The following is a 22,064-nucleotide window of genomic DNA, read 5'->3' on the forward strand; positions in this document are numbered from 1 at the left end:
GGTAACAGGCTGTTTTTAAAACAACTTTCATCTCTTCGATTGTGGCGGTCATCAGCCATGTACGTTATATGAAAGTCTCGGTAACAGCCTGTTTTTAAAATGACTTTCATCTTTTCGATTGTGGCGGTCATCAGCCATGTACGTTATATGAAAGTCCCCGCAAATGGCTGTTTTCATATGGAGAGGGGGTCGGGGGGTGAGGTTACATTTCTACCAAACAGTTTGAACTTGAAGAAGCACTACTTTTGAGAGAACTCAAATTTACTCTTTTTAAAATCATTATCTCTCCCCCCGCTTATAGGGCTCACCAAGCTGGGCAGGAGCATTGAGCCTTCTTGGGTCTTTAAAGCTCATTACAAGAAGAATAAGAAGTGTGGAACCGTAGGGAAGCATGGCCAGAAAATTGGGAGAGATACCAAGAGGCTGCAAAAGATATTGAAGCACAAAAATACCGCCAAATATAAAAGCACCCCAGATTGCCCTGCCTGGATTCCACAGGGCAAAAATGGTAAGAGCAATGACAATCCAACCCCGTCCGGCTGTCATGCCTTCAATCCAGGATTTGCTGTATGAAGTGGAAAGATGTGCTCCGGCCATGGCGGAAAAACCTCCACCAATGATCACACAGGCGTACCTTATACGAGCGACATTTACGCCCTGGGTTTCAGTGGCTCTTGGGTTTTCTCCGGTGGAGCGCACCTTTATGCCAAGGCGTGTTCTCTCCAGAAAGAACCATGCCCCAAGTGCCAGAAACACCGCCATGTAGAAATATGGGGTCTGTTTAAAAAAAACCGTGCCGATGAAAGGGATATCAGAGAGCCATGGAATGGCAATGTCATCCATTTTCACAGCAAGGGGTTTTCCCACATATTGTTTCCCGAGCATGCCTGAAAGGCCAAGCCCTATCATGGTCAATGCAAGACCAGATACCACCTGATTGGCCTGAAGAGTTACAGATGCAAAGGCATGAAGAATGGAAATAATCATCCCAGCGCCAATGGCTGCAACCATTGCAAGCCAGGGGTCTCCTGTTGAGTAGGTGACAATAAATGCCACAACAGCACCAACTGACATAACCCCTTCCACACCAAGATTTAAAATCCCGGAACGTTCACAGATAACCTCACCAACAGTTCCAAGAAGCAATGGGGTTCCTGCCACCATGGTTCTCTGCACCACTGAAACAATAACATCTTCCATCAACACATATCCTTTTTATACAACGTCGTGGATTCTTTAGGCACTTTTGCGTTGCACTGCATTGCCAAAAACAAGCCGAACCTGATTTCTGAGAAAATAATCGCCCATGATAAGAAAGACAAGCAGAATACCATTCACAATCTGGACAGTTGCCGCAGGTAACCCAAGGGATATTTGAATAGCATCCCCCCCAACAAGTATTCCTGCAAAAAAAATTGCAGATATAATTGAAAGAAGGGGATTTAGCTTTGCAAGCCATGCAACAATAATTGCTGTAAATCCGTATCCAGAAGAGACCGATGCTGGATATCCAAGATACTGATGTATGCCTGCAACCTCACCAACACCTGCAAAACCGGCAAGACCGCCGCTTATGGCCATTATTACAAGGGAAGTTCTGAAAAAATCAATACCTGCATAACGGCCGGCTTCAGGATTTTCTCCTATTACCCTGACCTCATATCCGAACCTTGTTCTGTAAACAATGACAGCAAGGATTACCACTGAAACAATGGCAAGAATAAGAGTTGCATAGTGGATTCGTGAGCCTGGAATGACATTGAGAAGTGCGGTATCCGGAAGATTATCTGTTCCCGGAAAACCGAATCGTGTTTTCCCCTTCCATGGTCCAACAATAAGCATTGTTATAAATTCGGCACAGATATAGTTAAGCATCAGTGTGGATATGACTTCATTGATGGAGAATTTTATCTTTAAAATGGCAGGGATAAGCCCGCACATGGCACCGCCTGCAAAACCTGCTGCAAACATTGCCGGAACAAGAAAAAAGGAGGGAAGGGAATCTCCCCAGGCAAGCCCGACCCAGGTTCCCATTAAAGCTCCCATTAGAAGCTGACCTTCAGCACCGATATTCCAGAATTTTGCACGAAACGCAAGTGTAAGACCACCCCCAATTAAAATCAGAGGTATAGCCTTGGTAACAGTCTCCTTGAATCCATAAATGGAACCAAAGGAGCCTGAAAATATCTGTGCAATTGCATAAAAGGGGTTGACACCGCATACAAGGAACACAACTCCCACTGCAATAAGGGCTGCAAAAAGGGAGGCTATGTTGGTAAGGATTGAACGAAGTGTCGTAATTCTTTGCCTGTCACTGACTTTAATGGTTATCATTTATCAATTGCCCCCTGAAGAGGAGTATAGCTTACTGACCCTGCCATCATAAGGCCAATATCCTTTAATCTCTCTTTATCTGAAGCATCCAGAATTCCCATGAACCTGCCCTGAAACATAACTGCAATACGGTCGCACAGCTCAAAAATTTCCTCAAGATCCTCCGAAAAAAGCAGAACAGCTCCACCTTCACGCCTTCTGAGCAGCAACTGCTCACGAAGGTACTCTGTTGCTCCCACATCAAGCCCATAGGTAGGGTGAGACGCCACAAGCAAAGATGGCTTTTCACTGATCTCCCTGCCAAGGATGAGCTTCTGGATATTGCCTCCAGAAAGGTTCTTTATCTCAACATCTATGGAGTGTGTTGCAACTTTATAGTTTTCAACAAGTGAACGGGTATGAAGCTTTATACGGCCGTACTCCAGAAAAATTTTCTTTGAAAACTTGTCAAGGTGATGCTGCTTCAAGATTGCATTGTCATAAAGAAAAAGACCTGGAGCAATGCCAAACTTTATCCTCTCCTCTGGAACGTGGGAAACCCCGTGATCATAAATTTTCCTTGGAGAAAGATTTGTAATATTTCTGCTTCCGGCAACAACTTTTCCGGATGAAATCCTCCGGATACCTGTAATGGCCTCAGCAAGCTCACGCTGGCCATTTCCGGAAACTCCTGCTATACCAAATATTTCATTGGCAAAAACATCAAATGAGACACCCTTGACAGCCGGAAGACCTTTGTCACCAAGTACATGCAGATCAGATACACTGAGAACCTTCTCTCCTTTGGCAAGTTTTTCACGATTTACATTAAAAAGGACATCCCTGCCAACCATCATCCTTGCAAGTTCACGCTTGTCAACATTTGCCTTGTCTGCACCTCCAACAACACGCCCCTTCTGAAGAACAGTTACACGGTCACAAATCTCCATGATCTCATCCAGCTTATGGGTTATGATAATAACCATATGTCCCCGAGATTTCATGTCATTGAGAATTCTGAAAAGTTCCTTTATCTCCTGGGGAGTAAGCACAGAAGTCGGTTCATCCAGAATAAGAAGGTCAGCACCATTTAAAAGAGCCTTTATAATCTCAACCCTCTGCTGTTCGCCGGCAGAAAGCTGCCATACCTTCCTGGATGGATCAATATCAAAATTGAATTTTCTGGAAAACTCCACCACCTTATCTCTGATTCTTATCTTTGGGAAAAAAAATGGAGTCTTTTCGTAACCCAGAGCGATATTTTCAATTACAGAGTGATTCTGTATAAGCATAAAGTGCTGGTGAACCATGCCAATGCCGTGATGGATTGAGTCAAGAGGAGAGGTTATCCTTACAGGTGCGTCATTTATCCTGATTTCTCCGCCATCCGGCTGGTAAAGTCCATACAGAATATTCATCAGGGTTGTCTTGCCGGCACCATTTTCTCCAAGAAGCCCAAGAATCTCGCCGGACTTGACATGAAGGTTGATATCCCTGTTGGCATAGAAGCCTTGAAACGATTTTGACATATTAACCATTTCAAGTTTCTGGATCTTTGTCATAACAGTTGCCTTGATCTTTTACTGTCTGTCCATGGCCGGTACTACTGATTAAGGAGGGGCGCTTTAATAACTTGCCAATTTGCATAATTGGGGACAGATTTTAAATCTGTCCCCGTTCTTGAAAATGGAAAGTTACTTCGTAACCATCCTATGCCGACCGGGGAATGGGGATTGTGGAGTTTAACAGCCATTTAAACCATATGCTCAAAATAGACATTTTATAGCTTTTTCAGAACTTATTGCATTTGTCTGAATAAGGATAAACAGGATGGATAGGATGTCCAGGATAGATAAGTCTGTATTGTTTTGTATTATTCTGTATTATCCTGTATTATCCTGTATTATCCTGTTAATCTTGTTAATCTTGTTAATCTTGTTATTCTGGGAATCCTATTATCCTGTTATCCTGTTATCCTGTTATCCTGTTATCCTGTTATCCTGTTATCCTGTTATCCTGTTATCCTGTTATCCTGGGAATCCTGATTCAGACAGTGTTGACAAGGTTTACAAGATCATAGGTGTCAACTTTGAGCATATAAATTACTGAGGAATTGAGCCTTTAACGTTATCAACATAATACATGATACTCAGAAGATCCTGCTTGGACGCGCGCTCTCCCTCTTTGATCTGGATATTGCCGGTATTATCCTTGATAGGGCCAACAAAAGGATCGAACACATCAACGCCTTCCTGCATCTGGGCATATCGCTTCATCACAAGATCGTATGCATTAAGCTCTCCAAGATCAGGAGTGGAAATTTGCACAGATTTAAGATCGTCAACAAATTTGGAGTTAACAGGCTCATCAAAACTGCCACCCAGTAATGCTGCTTTTTCTGCTGCAAGCCACCAGATATCTTCATTGCTCCAGGTACCATTATGAATGCTTTCAAGGATGGTTGCATAGATCCCGCCCCAATCCATGAGCTGTCCTGATACAACGGAATCCTTGCCATAGGGCTGCATGGGGCTGTAGTGGCTGAATGTATAGATCTGTTTCCCTTTTTCTGTGTGATCCTGGCCAACTTCAATAACAGCAGGTGTATCCTCGGTGAATGCAAGAGCATCACAACCTTCTGCAATAAGAGCTTCTGCCGCCTCTTTTGCCTTATCCGGCCCGTACCAGGCATAGGTCCAACGCACATTGACCTCTGCATTTGGATTGGCAGCCTTTATACCAAGGGCAAAGGCATCAATGTGCCTTACAAGCTCAGGAATGGGAAATGCTGCAACATAGCCTATCTTATTGGTTTTGGTAAGAGCTCCTGCCATAATGCCGTTAAGGTAGTACATCTGATAGAGATCACCAAAATAGGTTCCCATGTTTTTAAGGTTTTTGAAGCCGGAGCAGTGCATGAAGAGTTTGTCTGGATAGCGTTTGGCAGCTTTAAGGGTATCTTCCATGTAACCAAAGCTTGTTGTGAATACCACATCGCACTTCTGTCCCTGAATCAGGCGGTCGATGATTCTTGAAGAGTCTGACTCGGCAACTGACTCAACAATAACTGTCTCCAGCCATGGAAATTTCTCCTCTGCAAATTTTTTACCCTGATCATGGGCATGTGACCAGCCATAATCTCCAACAGGGCCTACATATATAAAACCTGCCTTCAATTTGTCACCTTCAGCCATGGCAAAGCCTGAAAAAAACATCACCGACATAATACAAATAACAATCTGCTTGACAAAATTCATCTTTTTTCTCTCCTGGTATTATTAATTAAAAGGGCATGATTACGTATCAATCACCCCAAGTATAAAATGACAGCCATTTTCGGCATCCTTACATATGAATCCAAAGCTACTTTATACTTTTTTATGAGAGATTCCCGATACCCAGCGTTTTCTCTCCGGAAAGTGTCAACTGAGAAATGAAGCATGCCCCATTTTCATGCTAAAGCTTTTTGTGATCCAGTCGTAAGTTACTAATTCTCTAACAAGCCACCGTATTTGGATAAATTTTTTTACTTTACGATAGTATGGCATTTGCAGTCAACCAAAATGATATTGAATATTCCGCACAAGAGAATAGTCATTAATCAAACAGTAAAGGAAAATCTGCGGGGTGTCACCGCAAACATTTTTTTATCGACAGATGATAATTTTTATGATTAAAGAATAGTCTTATAAAATAAATATTTGAATACAATACACTTAAATGGGGGAAATGCATGGAGAAAACAATGGATATTCTGAGACAATGTATTCTGTTTCAAAACAGCAGTGATTCAGACATTAAAAACATAGCCACCATGATGAACCCATGTCATGTTCAGGAAGGGGAATCCCTTGCATTAAAAGGGAACAAGGCAACATCTTTTTTCATACTTGTTTCAGGCATGATGCTTCTTGAACTTGATGGTGGCAAATCCATTGTCATGGCAAAGCCTGGTGATTTTGCAGGTCTTGATATTCTTTCCTCTAAAGGTACCTACTGCTCAAGCTTGACAGCACTTAAAAATGGCGAGGTACTTACAATTAAAAGGGGCGATTTCCTTGATCTTATCCAGGAAGATTCCAGTAATGCAGAGCAAATAATGCAATCGTGGTCTGAGCACATTTCCAATGAATTACCTTTTCTTGAAGTTCCTGAAGATGACGAAAACCAGTATCAATACTGATCTATATACTCAAAATCGACATCTTAATTGCTTTTTCAGAACTTATTGCACTTGTCTGAATCAGGATAACCAGGATGGATAGGATGTCCAGGATAGATAATCTTGTATTATCCTGTTAATCCTGGGAATCCTGATTCAGACAGTGTTGACAAGGCTTACAAGATCATAGGTGTCGACTTTGAGTGATTAAGACAATTTATTTACTCAAAATCGACATCTTATTGCTTTTTCAGAACTTATTGCACTTGTCTGAATCAGGATAACCAGGATGGATAGGATGTCCAGGATAGATAATCTTGTATTATCCTGTTAATCCTGGGAATCCTGGGAATCCTGATTCAGACAGTGTTGACCAGCCTTACAAGATCATAGGTGTCGACTTTGAGTCGATTAAGACAATTTATTTAAGCTAATAAAGTAAAAATAGAGACTTTTTTAAAAAACAAAAGAATTGTAAATCTTTAAATCCGATATTAATAATTTTACCACTATCAAAATGGAGGCGACAGTGTACGGATTACAGGCAATCTCAGCACACAACGGATGGGCTATCTCCGTTGTCGGTATAACAATAGTTTTTACTGGACTGGTTCTTCTATCCCTTTCCATAGCCCAGCTTCATAAAATCCTTGACTTATGGGAAAACAGGCACAATCTTGGGAGTTTAAAAGAACGACTCCTCAAAAAAAACCAACCTGAAAAAATCCTATCCTTCACAGAACAGCAAAAGGAATCTGCAAAACAATTCAAACTGCTTGCAAGAACAATGGATGATTCTTTTGCTCTTCCAAAACTTCTCAGACTGGCTGAAGTTAGTGGGCTTAATGCACCCCACTCAAGCCTTGCTCTCCTTCTTGAAAGCGGTATTATCAAATCAGAAGAGTCCGGCTTTTTCACATGGGACAGAGAAATGTTCATGAAAATTGTCCAATAATATAGCCTTGTCGTATTTACCGTGCAGTTTACCGTAAAAATCCACCGCTTGATTTTTTTCTTAACTTGAATTTTTTATTAAGAGGTGAGCAATTCCGGAATGAAAAGCAAATTTTACTGCAAACAACAACACATTAGAAATTTTAGAGGACTTAATTATGGAGACTCTTTTTATAGATTTTTTTCAGAACACAGGTATTTTTCTGTGCGATTACCGAAACATTATAATGATTATTGTGGGTTCCATATTTATTTATCTTGGTATAGCCAAACACTATGAGCCACTTTTGCTTGTTCCAATAGGTTTTGGAATGCTTGTGGGTAACATACCGGTTTTTGAGGGACTGGGGCTTGGGATCTATGAGAATAACAGCGTACTACACTACCTCTATTATGGTGTAACACAGGGAATATACCCGCCCCTGATCTTTCTCGGCATAGGTGCGATGACCGACTTTTCAACTCTTCTTGCAAGACCGGTGCTGATGCTTCTCGGGGCAGCCGCTCAGGCAGGTATATTCATAACATTTCTCGGAGCGCTTGCTTTGGGTTTTGCACCCAACGAAGCTGCATCCATTGGCATCATAGGTGGTGCTGACGGGCCAACAGCGATCTTTCTTACAGCAAAACTTGCTCCTACACTGATAGGCCCAATTGCAGTGGCTGCTTACTCATATATGGCACTTGTTCCAGTTATTCAACCACCCATTATGAGACTTCTTACTACACGAAAAGAGAGACTTATCAGAATGGAAGAGCCAAGAGAAGTAAGCAAACGGGAAAAAATGCTTTTTCCAATTATTGCTTTTCTGCTCTGCTGCTTTCTGGCACCTGCCGCTCTTCCGCTTCTGGGATTTCTCTGCTTTGGAAATCTTCTAAAAGAAGCTGTTGTTACCGAACGACTTGCAGTTGCCGCAAGAAATGCAATCATTGACACTGTTACCATTCTGCTTGGACTCACCGTAGGTGCAAGTACACAGGGCAATGTATTTTTAACCAGCAGCTCTGTTGGCATATTTTTCCTTGGAGCCATATCTTTTTGTATTGCCACAGCAGCCGGCCTGATTTTTGCAAAGATAATGAATCTTTTTCTCAAAACAAAAATTAACCCTCTTCTCGGAGCAGCCGGCGTTTCAGCCGTACCTGACTCGGCAAGAGTTGTCCAGATGGTTGGACAGCGTGAAGATCCTACAAATTTTCTGCTAATGCATGCCATGGCTCCCAATATTTCAGGGGTTATTGGCTCTGCACTCGGAGCTGGTGTACTGTGGAGTTTTATAAGATAATTAGGCATATTTCATATTACCCCAAAAGTAGTTTTACACTTTTTTTGATGGCAATCCCTTATATACTGCATTCTCAAAGCTAAAAATTAGGGTTCGATTAATTGTAGAGACAGGGCATGCCTTGTCTCTACGTTGCAGATAACCCTGAAATTAAGTATTGACAGTGTACTACTGCCTATTCAATATTATAGTTGTCGGGTAGAAATACCTACCTCACCCCAGACACATCTCCATTAATTGATAGAGGGGTAAAAACACCCGACAGTTAAACTTTGAAGGAACACGACCTCTTTCGTTTGCAGATTAACGCTTTCCTGACTGACCTTCCCGATTTTCGGAAATCTCGTTCAGTAAAATGTCAATTACTTTTAGATCCACATGAAAAATGCATAATAAACCTATAAAAATTGCAACCGATAAATTTACCATTGATGGAGTCAAAAATTTTATGCTTGAATCAAAACTTGATGACCAGATAATGATAGTAACGCTTACAAACGGCAAAACCAATTCCATTACAAGAGAGACACTTGAACAACTAAAAGATTGTGTTGACAAGACCAACCAGGATAAAGAAATAAAAGGTATTATCCTGACTGGACAAAACCGCTTTTTTTCAAGCGGATTTGATCTTTACACATTCATGGGATTCAATAACAGAGATGAAGCAATTGAATTTCTTGGTTTTGCTGACAAAGTTTTTCTGGATCTTTTTATTTGTTCCAAACCGGTCATCTGTGCAATGAACGGCCATGCTGCCGCGGGAGGACTTATTCTGGCAATGGCATCTGACTACAGACTCATCACTGACCACCCCAAGATCAAGGTTGGAATGTCTGAAATAAAAATCGGGGTGCCCCTTTCAGTTGCCCAGAGTGCAATCATGAGATTTGGCCTTGATTCTGACAAAAAATTCAGGGATCTTATGTATTTCGGAGATATGATGGATGTCACAACTGCCCATCAAAAGGGAATTGTTGATGAGCTGCTCGCTCCGGAAAATCTCATAAATCGTGCAAAAGAGCTTGTAAAAATGTGGATAGATACCCCTGCACGACCATTCTGCCGCCTCAAGGAAGAGCTTAAAATGGAAACAGCCAGAATGATCAGAAGACGAATGGCTGACACAGACTGGCAGAAAGCCCTGGACTGTTTTTTTGACAAACAGGTAAAAGATACCCTTGCGTTTGTTCAGTCAACCATGGAATAAGTTCCTGCCTTGCAGTCAACCGTGGAATAAGTTCCTGCTTTGCAGTCAACCGTGGAATAAGTTCCTGGCTTTCAGTCAACCGTGGAAGAAACTCCTGACTTGGCAAAGTCAAGGTCAAAGAAGTTATGCATCACGAGTTCATTAGATGAAATTTCAGAAAAAGTATTTCAACAGTGTAGAAGAGTTGACACAATCCCTTGAGGCAGCAGGCTACATAGCTTCAAGGGAGATATCAACAGTTATTTTTGTTGCCATGGCCACGGAAAAGCCCATTATGGTGGAAGGTCCGGCAGGTGTTGGCAAGACAGAACTTGCAAAGGCTGTTGCTAAAACCCTCAATCGTCCCCTTATACGTCTGCAATGCTATGAAGGACTTGATGAAGCAAGGGCACTTTATGAATGGGAATATGCCAAACAGCTTCTCTACACACAAATGGTGAAAGAGAGAATCAACACAGTCACCACAGGAACAAAAACACTTGCTGAAGCAGTGGAGAAAATAGCAGCAGAGGAAGATGCATTTTTTTCAGAGCGTTTTATCCAGCCAAGACCTCTTCTTCAGGCAATATCCTCACCCGAGCCTGTTGTGCTTCTTATTGACGAGGTGGATAAGTCTGATCCGGAATTTGAAGCATTTCTGCTGGAGCTGCTGAGTGACTTTCAGGTAACCATCCCTGAACTTGGGACAAGGAAACCTGTCTCCATTCCTCTTGTATTTTTAACATCCAACAACTACCGTGACATGAGCGATGCTCTAAAAAGGCGCTGTATCCATCTTTATATAGATTACCCTGCACCTGAAAGAGAAATTGAGATAATAAAAATGAAGCTTCCGGAAATTGAAGATTCCCTTTCTCGCCAAATTGTGGAAAGCATAAACAAAATAAGGGCAATGTCACTAAAAAAAAGACCTTGTGTTTCAGAATCAATTGACTGGGCAAGAGCATTGATGGCACTTGGTATAAAAGAGCTTAATGAACAGAGTGTCAAAGATACCATGAATTTAATATGCAAATATAGAGCCGACACTGAGATGGTGACAAAAACCATTAATCAGGTAATTTAAGAATGAAAACCTAATTGTGACCACTACTGTACTTTCAACACTTAATTTTAGGGTTATCTGCAACGTAGAGACAAGGCATGCCTCGTCTCTACAGTTAATCGAACCCTAATTTTTAGCTTTGACAATGCACTACACTTTGTGTTTTCAAAGCTGTTGAAACCACAATATTATGATGGAAGATTAAAAAACTTGCGACTCTTTACACGATATGAACTTGAGACTCTTTACATGATATGAAGGATGGGAAAAAACACATTTTTCTTTTCAAATTTGTTTCATATTCAGTTAAATTCTGGCATAAAGGAGAAGATAATAATATTTCATTTACTTCACATGGGGCGGGAAAAATGAATTACGGTATTTTAAGCGAAAAACAACTAAAAGGTATCGATAATGTGCTTAAAGTCAAACTAATTGATGCAGGTGTTAAAAATGCCATTTTAATAGATATGGCAGGGAACACAGTCTCAAAACAGAATGACGGCAACTTCAACATTGATACAGTAGCATTTGCAGCTCTTGCAGCAGGCAATTTTGCAGCAGTGGATGCAATGGCGCAAATGGTGGGGGAATCAGAATTTTCCCTCCTTTTCCATAAAGGTGAAACCGCAAGTATTCACTTCAGCAAGGTAAATGAAAACTTGCTGCTGATTACAATGTTTCATAAAGATATATCGTTGGGTTTAATACGTCTGAAAGTTACGGAAACCAATAATGCAATTAATAAAATCTGCCGCAATGAAAATATATGACTTCAATCCAGTTTCAACTAAAATTGAAAGAAAAACCAGGGTACAGCTCCTTGAGATAGTGACACATTCATTCTGCTGTCCGGAATGAGGAGGGGAACTTTTGGCTTTTATTAATATAATGACCAAGGAAGTTCAGGTTAAAATTGTTTACTATGGCCCTGGAAGGGGCGGAAAAACAAGCAACCTTGAATATATATACAAAAAATACAGAAGCAACATACAATCTGAAATGGTTAGCCTGAAAACCCATGATGACAGAACTCTTTTCTTTGACTTTCTGCCCTTTGATGTGGGGAAAATAAAAGGATATGATGTTTCTATACAGTTATATACTGTCCCTGGTCAGGTAAAATACAATGCCACCCGCAAACTTGTATTAAAAGGGGTTGATGGTATAGTTTTTGTTGCAGATGCAATGGAATCACAAAGACAGAAAAATATTGACTCACTAAACCAAATGATTGAAAATCTTACAACCTATAATCTTGATATTACTAAAATCCCTCTGGTGATGCAGTATAATAAGTATGACCTGAAAGATTCCAATATACCCCTTTTATCACCCCAAACAATGCAAAAAGACCTTAATATGGAGTTAAGGGTTCCGGCCTTTGCAGCAAGCGCACTTGCTGGCGGCAATGTTATTGCCACCCTTAAGAAAATTATTTCCTTAACCTTGTCATCAATTCAAGATCAGCTTTTTTAAGGAGGTGCTCATTTGAAGAAGCAATCAAATAGAAAGAGCAGCGCTTCTCTCAGTGAACTGAAACGTCTCATTCTCACCCTGAATAACGGCATAACCGAATCTACTTTAAATCAGATCAACGCAAAAACAGATCAATTATCACTTCAGTTTACCAATGACAAGGTTCTGTCAACATTCACCAAAATGGTCAAAGCCCTTGTCAGCTATATACTTTCAAAAAGAGATGAGCTTCACAGCGAAGCACTGCCTCTGCTCAACTCAGTTATTAACAATATGGAGATGTTGAGTAGCACAAAAGGAGCATCTCTCTCCAATGAACAGAAACAGAATCTTCTGTCAAAAGAAATTGCCAACTTTAACAGATTCAAACAGATGGTTCAACAACCTGGCAGAGCTGCTTCCCAGCCATCCTCAACTGCTGATGATTCGCCCATTGCCAACCTTAAATCCATTATTCTTTCCCTTGACTGGGAGATATCAGAAGAAATTATCCAGAATCTTGACAAAGAGGTAAATCACCTTAAAAGACACTGGCAAAACAGTAAGATTCATCTCTCTTTTCTCCAGATGTTCCAAAGCATTGGCAGATATGTACATAACAGAGGTGCCAATACACATCCGGATGCTATCTCACTTCTTAATTCACTATACAAAAATTTTGAACAGGTTGTTCTGCAGCCAAACCTTTCACAACAAAAGCAGCAGGATATTCTTTCAAGGGAAATTCAGAAATTCAATCAGCTAAAACAAATAATTTCATCTCCACCTGCAAGAAAGCCAACACCCCAGGGAATGAATCCCATGGATGATCTTATAGGTACAAAAGTCAGCAATCTCTCGCCGGTTGATGATCTGATTGAAGAGATTCATATGCTCCAGGATGATGGCAACAGAACGCACTCCCCGGGTGGTGTTAATCCTGCTGCAACCTCATCAACACCAGACAATCCCAACATAAGAGAAGTAATACCTGACAGAGGGAAAAATCAGCCTATTCCTGAAATACAAAGCAGACTGGATGCTTTTTTTGATGAGGATGAACCCATGGATTTTGCAGACTCCGGTGACGAGGTGGTTCCTTACACTGACGGGTCTCAATCTTCTTCAGCTCAAACATCTACCCCTTCCCCTAAAGATGAAAAAGACCAATGGAGTGATGGTGCTGTTCCATTTGAAGACGAACAGGATGATCTTTTTGATGATATTGATCCCTTTACACCCGAAGATGACCCTGGCAGCAACGAATTGGCTTTTGAAAACAACCTGGAGCCACCCTACGAACCAATTGATGACAATGCAAAGCCATCATCCAGAAGTGCAGATAGTACAAATGGAATGGTGCCCTATGATTTTGAAGACGAATTCTTTGAAACAGAAGCAGAACATATATCAGCCACTGCAAAAGATACACAATCTGCCAATTCTGAAAAAATACCACAAATTGACATGGCATTGCTTGACAATGTCAAATCAACAGTTGCAAAATGCATGTTTGATGGAAATATCAATTCACTGGAGAGTGTTAACAGCAGCATAAGTTCTATTCAGCAGCAGATTGATGCTGATATCTCCAATAAAAACGTTCCCTCTGAGCTACAGGTGATGCTAAATCTTTATAATGCATTCAAGAATAGTCTCGCATTTGTTCCCCAGGATACAATACAAAGCGGCGTTGAGGGCATGCTATTCTGCCTCGACTGCATTGAACATTCACAAAAACAGGAATTTGACAACAGTGTGGTATCGGAATATACCTTAAGCAGTGCATGCAACCGTTATATAAATTTCCAGAACAATCTGCTTCAGCTTCTTGACCAGGGAAATCTACCTCAGGGAGATAAGAGTTTTAGCTCCACCAATGCTTACGCTTCCGGAGAGGGAGTCAACAACGCCCCACCTGATTCTGAACAATTGATGAGTGGAGCAATGCAGGAAGAGGAAGCTTTTACTGATCCCAGGCCTCAGGGTTTTTGGGCAAAACTGAAAAGAATGTTTGGTTTATCATAGACATGAGCCAGCAATTACTAATTTTCTTTTGTGAAGATTGTGGTGAAAGAAATAGTCTGACACCGGAAAAGATACAAAATGGAAGAGTGACTTTTAAATGCTCAAGCTGCAAATATACAAATTCATACCCTGTACCAGGGGCGCCCGATAAAGAGAAAAAGGTTTCAAGAAGTGCTTATTTCGGCAGGAAAATGGAACAAAAGTCAAATGATTCCATGCCTGAAATGCTTCGCCGAATGGTATGTCATATTGAGATGCTGCCAGAGGTAATAAAGGCGTTTTTTTTTGCACCTTCAGACTCTATGTTCATCTGCTCTTTACCGGAAAATTCGTACCAAAAAAATAAACTTTGGTCAATTTGCAGACTTTTATCCAACCATTATTCAGCATCAAAGTCAGCAGCATCATCACCTGTTAAAGAGATATCCCTTAGCAGGAGCAACCACATTTTTTTCTATGGCAAACTGACAGAGTCACTTTTCCTTGGTGCTATCACACCTCTGGAACATCAAACATTTCCATTTGATGCTCTAATAAAAAAGACTACGGCTGAAGTTCAAAATCATCTCCGTTCCATCGAGAACGATAAGCATGGCGCAAATAAATAGAAAATATATCCCCGCACATTTTCGTTAACCAACAATATATCGGAGGTGCCAATGTCAATATCAGCAGAGACAGTCATTCTTATATTCACCCTTTTTATCTACATTATTATACTTTTTGTATTTAACAAAGCGCGTAAGAAGTATGCTGGTGGAAAGGTGGGGCAGGTAGTAAACCTGATACTTGTGACAGTTGCACTACTTTTTATGGCAGACTATGCAACTATTATGGGAAAATACATTTCCATTGAGGTTATAGATACAATAAAAGCGCTATTTAGAACAGCAGGACTGTCATTTCTTGCATATGGTGGTGTCAAGGTAGCTGGTTCGTAAACTTTTATCAACCATAACCACATGCTTTTTTTGGGCATGCATAACCACCTACTTTTTCTGAACCATGATTTTCATGATTAAGGGATTATCCTGATTTTTCATCATGTTAATCCTTAAATCCTTTAATCATGTTTCAAAATTTGGCATCTTTCATTTGCCAGTTTACACTTTCCTGAACACAATGCCCGTTTTTATGGTAGCCTCTTCCGGAAAGTGTAAAGTACTATCTGCATGATATGAAGGATGCCCAAAATTTTCCAAAAAATGCAAACTACTTTTGAGTTGAGATGAAGGATACCAAAAATTCATCCGAAAAATGAAAAAATTCCCTTTGATTTCCGGCTTTTCTTTTGATCACCTTTCTGATTGGACTGAATTGTATTTATAATCGTGGAGACATCATTTACAATCCTGTTCTTTTCCCTTGAGTCGGTATGATATTTTTTTACATACCCAATTATATTTTCAATCTCGGTTAAAATACCCTGAACAGGTTTCATCCCAAGTATCTCTGCAATTTTTTCCAGAAGAAGAGTAGTATATGAGCTGAAGCCCTCAAGCAGCATATCCCTCACAAGCTCTTCCTCATTTCCCTTGGCGATAAGACTCTCCATCTCGTCGAGAATCGACTTTATATTAATATTGACATGATTTGAAGGATGATAATATTCAAGCAAAGCAGCGTGATGATCTTCAAGTTGCACTTTTACCTCATTAAACAACGTTGATCCTCTTTCTCCAAGCTCTCCTTCAATATTTTTTGATATAGATTGCAGTATATCATTATAAACCGTTATAACAGCAGAAAAATCCTTTGAATCTGGCTTATCAGATAACTGAACTTCCTCTGTCTGCTCAATCAATCCATAAGAGTTTAGAGAGAAAAAAATCTTATAAACAGCAAACTCATCGTATCCGCTTTTGGTTATTATCTCTCTTATTGTACGTGTTCCATCAATCAATGAGAGTATCCGCCACTCATTGGCATTGAGCTTGATCTCCTCCTTGTTCTGGACATTACCCGCGATTCTGAATACCAGCTTGTCACTTGTGATAACAGTATTGAGAACAGACATCTCGTCAATTCTTCTGGATGCTTCAAGAATAAGCTTCATGGGATTGAGTTGTGTGATTACCATTCCCTCAAGGTTAAGCTTAATGTCTTTATACTCAAATTTTCCTTTTTTCCAGAGCAATAGGCTGTAAAGAATCTCTTCTACCTGCTTAGTATTATATTTATTAAGTGTATTTAAAGATACATAGCCTTTATCCACAAGAATCTTTCCAAGGGACATTTTCTGCTCACGCCCAAGGGCAAGACATTTTTGAAGCTGATCCGCAGAGATTATTCCATCCCGACGAAGAATATAACCAAGCCGAACCTCTTTCTGGGAACCGGAAGCATATACAATGGTGCCCTCATCAAAAAACACCTTGCACTCATTATTGCCACTGGTCACCCTTAAAAGACCGGTTTTCTGGTCATTACAAAGAAGCTGAAGAATACTTGTCAGAAAAAGCCCTTCAAAATCACCTTGAAGATTCATATTCAATCTCTTATTCTTGTATTTGAAAATTGTGCTGGCAGCAGCCACCTTTCACCATTAATTTGTCACGTACAAACAGGGAAAGGCATTTAGTTGCACATTAACAGCGTAAATAATATAATTGTCTATCATAGTATAATAAGATGGGCATGTATGACAACCACAAAAAGCATTTAACTGAATATGGGAGCAACTCCCACTGAACTGACTGTTTTTAAAACGACTTTATCTCTTCGATTGTGGCGCTCACCCGCCATATACGTTTATAAATAAGGATTACAATCATCTATGTTGCAAACCATCATTAATTTCACCAGTTGCTGCCGTTCCTATGGTCTTAAGGTCTCCACAAGCGAGGTAATTGACTGCATTGCCCAGATAAACTTAACAGATCCACTTGACGAACAAACATTTAAAACCATTTTACAGGCCAATTTTGCCAAAAGCAGGAGGGAACAAAGCAGATTCACATATATATATAACCTCTTCTTTCACGCCATACAATGTGAAAAAGAGATTCCAAAGCCAGATGATATACTTATACATAATTCTGAGAAAAAAAACACACATCCATCTCATCTTCCAGATATATTAAGTGAATTTATGGACTTTCTTGAAGAAAGTCAAGCTGAAGGCTTTTCTACCGAAGAAAGGCAGCTTTTAGAATTTATACAGGGAAAACCTTCCTCTTTTCTTGAAACCATTCACAATTTAAATACAAAATCAGTAAAACAACAAAAATTTTTTAAATCAAATATGGATCAACTCTCCGGCAAATTGGGCATAATGCTTCTTATAAACCAGATGCGACAGAAAATAATGCATCTTGCCGGTGGCAACTTTGATAATAGTGATAAAAAAAGCATCTCCATAAAGGGTGAGAAGGAAACCAAATATTTAATATCACAAATCAATGGCCGCCTTGATAACGCCTATTCACTTCTCACAGAAGAACCAAGGGAAAATAATGATTCTATCATGGAGAAAAAAGCCCGTATCAATTCTTTGGGGATGCTGGAAGAAAAACCATTTTCATCACTTACCCCCCTTGAAATAAACAAGGTAAAAGAGAGAATGGATGGATTGGCCAGAAAATTGAAAGATCAGGCAGGCAGACGCTTTGCTGTAAAAAACAAAGGGCGGATGGATATAAAAAAAACATTGCGCCATGCAGGAAAATACCAGGGAGTACCTGTAAAAATAATATTCAAAAACAAGCCCCTTAACAGGGCAAACCTTATTGTGCTTTGTGATATATCAGGGTCTGTCTGGTCATCTGCCAGATTCATGCTGGCAATCCTCTACTCTCTTAAGGAGTGCTTTCAAAATATTAGAAGCTATATCTTTGTTGCGGAAATCACTGAAATAACAGATTTTTTAACTCATGATGACGTTAACGAAGCAATTGAAAAAATGCTCAAAGAGATCCCCATCAATACCAATGCACCAACAGATTACGGAGCCACATTATCTACATTTAAGAAAGATTTCAGCCACCTTATTAACCAAAAAAGTACCCTCATAATAATGGGAGATGGCCGATCAAACTATCTCAATCCCCAGGCTCACATACTTGGAGAGCTACGCGAAAAATGCCGCAGGATTATATGGTTGACACCAGAAGCCTACAACACTTGGAATAAGGGTGACTGTGAACTATCTGCATACAGACCGCACTGCCACGAATTGAGAACCTGCATGAACCTTGACCATTTGACCCAGTTCATACAGGAGCTTGTCCTTTAAATTTAAAGAGAGATAGTCTCTCTGTCATGTAAAAGGGTTTACAAAAAGAAATGGATTATTATTATTCTTGAGATGTTTCAATCTGAAAGTGTAAACTGGGAAATGAAGCATGCCCATTTTTACGGTAATATTATCAAAAACAACACAAGGAAATAAATTATGCTCAAACTTGGAGAAAAAGGTGCTGTACCACAGAAAGACAAGGAAACCTATGCAATTGCCCCTCACATCCCGTGCGGTGTTATTACACCTGATCAACTGAGAACCATTGCTGATGTGGCAGACAAATATAAAGCTGCTGCCGTAAAAATCACCAGTGCATCCAGAATTGCCATTGTAGGGCTTAAAGAAGAAGATATTGACAATGTCTGGAAAGATCTCGAGCTAAACCTTGGACATGCTGTGGGTCTTTGTGTAAGAAGCATAAAAGCGTGCCCGGGGACAGCATTCTGCAAACTGGCTCAACAGGACAGCCTTGGAATGGGTATGAAACTTGATGAAATCTACCACGGCATGATTCTTCCCAGCAAAACCAAAATGGGTGTCAGCGGCTGCACAAACCAGTGCGCTGAAAACTGTATCAAGGATGTCTCCCTAATGGGAAAAAAGAGCGGCTGGACATTGATGGTGGGCGGAAACGGAGCATCAAAGCCAAGACTTGCAGATACATTGGCCGAGGAGTTAGACGATGAAACCGCCCTTGAAATGATAGGAAAAATTATAGCCTATTATCAAGAAAATGGCAAAAAAGGTGAACGTATCGGAAAGATGATTGACCGAATCGGCCTTGATAACATGAAAGCAGCGATACTATAATTTTGCTATCATATCCTGGCATCCTTCATATCATACAGAAAGTACTTTACACTTTCCGGAACAGTATCCCCAAAAAACGGACATTCTGTTCGTGAAAGTGTAAACTGGGAAATGAAAGATGCCCATATCCTATAGTTATTTGATTTATCTGAATCAGGATAACCAGGATAAAAACTCAAAATCGACATTTTGTTGCATTTTTTGTAGTTGTTGCAATTGGCTGAATGAGTATAACCAGTATGAAAAGGATGTTCAGGTCAGATAATCCTGCCTTATCCTGTTAATCCAGTGTATCCTGATTCTGATAGCATCACAGGCAATCTTTTCAGGGGTTCATCAACCCCTGGAAATCAGGATTTCTTTTTCATGGCAACCTTTGCATCTTCAAATGAAGCCATCTCGCACATGATCTTACAGGCAGCTTCTGCTGTATTGATTGTAAGTGCGGCTCCTGTACCTTCACCAAGACGCATACCAAAATCAATAACCGGTTCAAGTCCCATATAATCCAGTGCAGCTTTCTGGGCTACCTCCACAGATTTGTGTCCTGATATAAGATATCCTGCAATATCGGGATTAATGACATACGCCACAAGGCCGGCAGCCGTTGATATAACCCCATCCAGTAGAACTGCTGCTCCCCTTGATGCAGCAGCAAGAACAGCACCTGTTATACCTGCAATTTCATAGCCTCCAACCCTCATTAGAATGTCAAATCCATCATTGGAGTTGGGTCTATGGAAAGCTATAGCCTTTTCAATTACCTTGATTTTGTGCTCAAGCCCTCTGTTATCAATACCGGTACCCCTGCCGGCAGCGTCAGCAGGAGAAATTCCGGTAATAACACTTATTATGGCAGAGGCGGACGTTGTATTACCAATTCCCATCTCTCCGACACCCACAATATCAAGAGCAGATAGGGAGTGCCTCTTTAAAAAAACCTCCATACCCCTTCTGACAGCGAGAAGAACCTCCCTGCGGGTCATGGCAGGTTCAATTGTAAAGTTACGTGTTCCTTTCCGGATTTTTGCTGTAATAAGATCATGATGCTCATCAAAGTTACCGTTTACCCCCATATCAACAATCTTCATCTCAATATTGTGATGCCGGCAGAGTACATTTATGGCTGCACCGCCATTTAAGAAGTTGAGAACCATCTGATGTGTCACTTCAGAAGGATATGCAGAGACCCCCTCTTCAGTAACACCATGGTCACCTGCAAAAACAAAAAGAGCTTTTCCATTGGGCCTTATTTCCGGTAACAGGCTCTTTTGAATAAGACTCATCTGAATGGCCAGATTCTCAAGAGTTCCAAGTGCACCAAGGGGTTTGGTCTTATTGTCAATTTTGCCCTGAACAGCAGGCCTGAAATCCTGTCTTACAGGAGAAACAGAAGAAATGATAAAGTCACACCAGGATTGATCTGATATGACTGAATCCACGGCATCCTTATTTTCCTCTTGCCGGAAAGCAGATGATTTTTCTGACTTCTCCTGTAAAACCCGGCCATGAATCCTGCCTTGGAAATCAATAATATATTTTAATGCCTTTCCTGCAAGAATATCCGGCAGAAGCCACGATACAGCATCAGGTGTAACAATATCCTCCACAAGATGCCCAAGCAAAGCTGCATTCTTCTCCATAAAAGGTATGGCATCCATCATATTTTTTCGGGTCAGGCCATAGGAACCGGTAACTTTAAGCTCTTTGTAATGAATCAGATTAACAAGATTGGTTTCAATATGCTCATTTTTGGAAAGCCCGCTAAAAAAAGATATCCGCCCCCCCTTTGCACCCTTTACAATAGCAAGATCAAAGGCAATATGATCAGCACATGCATTTATAACAGCATCAAAATCACTTTCAAAAGTATCCTTGACACACTCAATGGCTGTTGCATCAAGAAACGGGCGTATCCTGTCAATCTTCTCCTCATGTTTCTCTATTACAAGGGGTACAGCTCCACGATCCCTGCATGCAAGTGCTGCAACAAGCCCTACTGTTCCTCCTCCGTAAATTATAACCCTCTCTCCTGTCTGAAGTTCGAGTTTGTCAAGGGCATTGAAGACGCAGCCGGCAGGCTCTGCAAAACAGCCAATATAAAGAGGATTAATATCGGGCAAAGGCAAAAGGGATTGCTTTGGAAGTGCCACAAACTCGGCAAAACCGCCATCGTGGTGAAACCCTGTGATCTTCATATCCTCACAAAGATTTTCACGCCCGTTGATGCAGTAAGAGCATTGACCGCAGCTTTGCCCAGGCCATACAGCAAATAGATTACCTGAATCATCTTCCACAACCATCTCATGACCAGGAACCCTTGGGAAACAAAGGTCTCTGTGCCCCTGTTTCCACATCTTGGCATCGGTTTTACAGATAGCACAATAAAGAACTTTTAATAATCTAAAATCATCCGGTAACTCATTAAGAGGTGCATCTTCAATATCAAGTTTTTCAAGACCTTTCAAAATCAGTCGTTTCATTTTTGTTTTCCGTTTATTTTCACAAAATCCTCCAAAATCAGATTTAAGCACAAAGAGATTTTTCTCACAATCAGA

The 22,064-nt window shown here is 40.6% G+C and carries 18 protein-coding genes; 12 read left to right on the forward strand and 6 right to left on the reverse strand.

What is annotated here, in order from left to right:
• Positions 1-279 precede the first annotated feature (279 nt).
• From MTBBW1_RS13785 to MTBBW1_RS13800, 4 genes are all read right to left on the reverse strand, one after another.
• Positions 280-1,200 (reverse strand): ABC transporter permease, encoded by a 921-nt coding sequence (locus tag MTBBW1_RS13785; protein WP_080804347.1) that lies wholly within the window; start codon positions 1,198-1,200, stop codon positions 280-282.
• A gap of 36 nt (positions 1,201-1,236) precedes the next feature.
• Positions 1,237-2,334: an ABC transporter permease gene (locus MTBBW1_RS13790; RefSeq protein WP_080804348.1), complete on the reverse strand. Its 1,098-nt coding sequence runs from the start codon at positions 2,332-2,334 to the stop codon at positions 1,237-1,239.
• Positions 2,331-3,875 carry an ABC transporter ATP-binding protein gene (locus MTBBW1_RS13795; RefSeq protein ID WP_080804349.1) on the reverse strand — a complete coding sequence of 515 codons (1,545 nt, stop codon included), beginning with the start codon at positions 3,873-3,875 and terminating at the stop codon, positions 2,331-2,333. The genes MTBBW1_RS13790 and MTBBW1_RS13795 overlap by 4 nt, the downstream gene beginning before the upstream one ends.
• Positions 3,876-4,415: 540 nt before the next feature.
• Positions 4,416-5,570 carry a BMP family ABC transporter substrate-binding protein gene (locus MTBBW1_RS13800; RefSeq protein ID WP_080804350.1) on the reverse strand — a complete coding sequence of 385 codons (1,155 nt, stop codon included), beginning with the start codon at positions 5,568-5,570 and terminating at the stop codon, positions 4,416-4,418.
• A 488-nt stretch (positions 5,571-6,058) separates the two neighbouring features.
• Here MTBBW1_RS13800 and MTBBW1_RS13805 point away from each other — a divergent pair, with 488 nt between their 5' ends.
• The 10 genes from MTBBW1_RS13805 (at position 6,059) to MTBBW1_RS13850 (ending at position 15,397) form a co-directional block, all read left to right on the forward strand.
• Complete coding sequence (locus MTBBW1_RS13805) at positions 6,059-6,496, forward strand: cyclic nucleotide-binding domain-containing protein (protein ID WP_186441301.1); 438 nt, start codon at positions 6,059-6,061, stop codon at positions 6,494-6,496.
• A 508-nt stretch (positions 6,497-7,004) separates the two neighbouring features.
• The gene (locus MTBBW1_RS13810; protein ID WP_245809379.1) at positions 7,005-7,430 is read left to right on the forward strand and encodes an OadG family protein; all 426 of its coding nucleotides are present in this window, start codon (positions 7,005-7,007) and stop codon (positions 7,428-7,430) included.
• Between the two features lie 157 nt (positions 7,431-7,587).
• Positions 7,588-8,715, forward strand: a complete 1,128-nt coding sequence (locus MTBBW1_RS13815) for a sodium ion-translocating decarboxylase subunit beta (protein WP_080804353.1) — start codon at positions 7,588-7,590, stop codon at positions 8,713-8,715.
• A 385-nt stretch (positions 8,716-9,100) separates the two neighbouring features.
• Complete coding sequence (locus MTBBW1_RS13820) at positions 9,101-9,925, forward strand: enoyl-CoA hydratase/isomerase family protein (RefSeq protein ID WP_080804354.1); 825 nt, start codon at positions 9,101-9,103, stop codon at positions 9,923-9,925.
• A gap of 145 nt (positions 9,926-10,070) precedes the next feature.
• Positions 10,071-10,991: an AAA family ATPase gene (locus MTBBW1_RS13825; protein ID WP_080804355.1), complete on the forward strand. Its 921-nt coding sequence runs from the start codon at positions 10,071-10,073 to the stop codon at positions 10,989-10,991.
• 347 nt (positions 10,992-11,338) lie between these two features.
• Positions 11,339-11,743, forward strand: coding sequence for a roadblock/LC7 domain-containing protein (locus MTBBW1_RS13830; protein WP_080804416.1), 405 nt, complete (start codon positions 11,339-11,341; stop codon positions 11,741-11,743).
• A gap of 100 nt (positions 11,744-11,843) precedes the next feature.
• Positions 11,844-12,449, forward strand: a complete 606-nt coding sequence (locus MTBBW1_RS13835; protein WP_080804356.1) for a GTP-binding protein — start codon at positions 11,844-11,846, stop codon at positions 12,447-12,449.
• A 12-nt stretch (positions 12,450-12,461) separates the two neighbouring features.
• Positions 12,462-14,456 carry a hypothetical protein gene (locus MTBBW1_RS13840; RefSeq protein ID WP_080804357.1) on the forward strand — a complete coding sequence of 665 codons (1,995 nt, stop codon included), beginning with the start codon at positions 12,462-12,464 and terminating at the stop codon, positions 14,454-14,456.
• 2 nt (positions 14,457-14,458) lie between these two features.
• On the forward strand, positions 14,459-15,064 hold the full coding sequence (locus MTBBW1_RS13845) for a hypothetical protein (RefSeq protein ID WP_139786768.1): 606 nt from the start codon (positions 14,459-14,461) through the stop codon (positions 15,062-15,064).
• A 51-nt stretch (positions 15,065-15,115) separates the two neighbouring features.
• Entirely contained in the window at positions 15,116-15,397 is a 282-nt protein-coding gene (locus MTBBW1_RS13850) for a hypothetical protein (protein ID WP_080804359.1), read from the forward strand.
• A gap of 305 nt (positions 15,398-15,702) precedes the next feature.
• On the opposite strand, the gene MTBBW1_RS13855 is transcribed toward MTBBW1_RS13850, so the two are convergent.
• A complete protein-coding gene (locus MTBBW1_RS13855; RefSeq protein ID WP_080804417.1) occupies positions 15,703-16,944 on the reverse strand; it encodes a DUF4388 domain-containing protein in 1,242 nt (413 codons plus the stop codon).
• A 288-nt stretch (positions 16,945-17,232) separates the two neighbouring features.
• On the opposite strand from MTBBW1_RS13855, the gene MTBBW1_RS13860 reads away from it, so the two are divergent.
• Positions 17,233-18,690 carry a VWA domain-containing protein gene (locus MTBBW1_RS13860; protein WP_080804360.1) on the forward strand — a complete coding sequence of 486 codons (1,458 nt, stop codon included), beginning with the start codon at positions 17,233-17,235 and terminating at the stop codon, positions 18,688-18,690.
• A 159-nt stretch (positions 18,691-18,849) separates the two neighbouring features.
• Positions 18,850-19,506 (forward strand): nitrite/sulfite reductase domain-containing protein, encoded by a 657-nt coding sequence (locus MTBBW1_RS13865; RefSeq protein WP_080804361.1) that lies wholly within the window; start codon positions 18,850-18,852, stop codon positions 19,504-19,506.
• Positions 19,507-19,856: 350 nt separating this feature from the next.
• Here the strand turns inward: MTBBW1_RS13865 and cobT are convergent, their stop codons facing one another.
• Positions 19,857-21,989: a nicotinate-nucleotide--dimethylbenzimidazole phosphoribosyltransferase gene (cobT, locus tag MTBBW1_RS13875; protein WP_080804363.1), complete on the reverse strand. Its 2,133-nt coding sequence runs from the start codon at positions 21,987-21,989 to the stop codon at positions 19,857-19,859.
• Positions 21,990-22,064: the final 75 nt, after the last annotated feature.

This window comes from Desulfamplus magnetovallimortis, from assembly GCF_900170035.1.
Lineage (GTDB): Bacteria > Desulfobacterota > Desulfobacteria > Desulfobacterales > Desulfobacteraceae > Desulfamplus > Desulfamplus magnetovallimortis.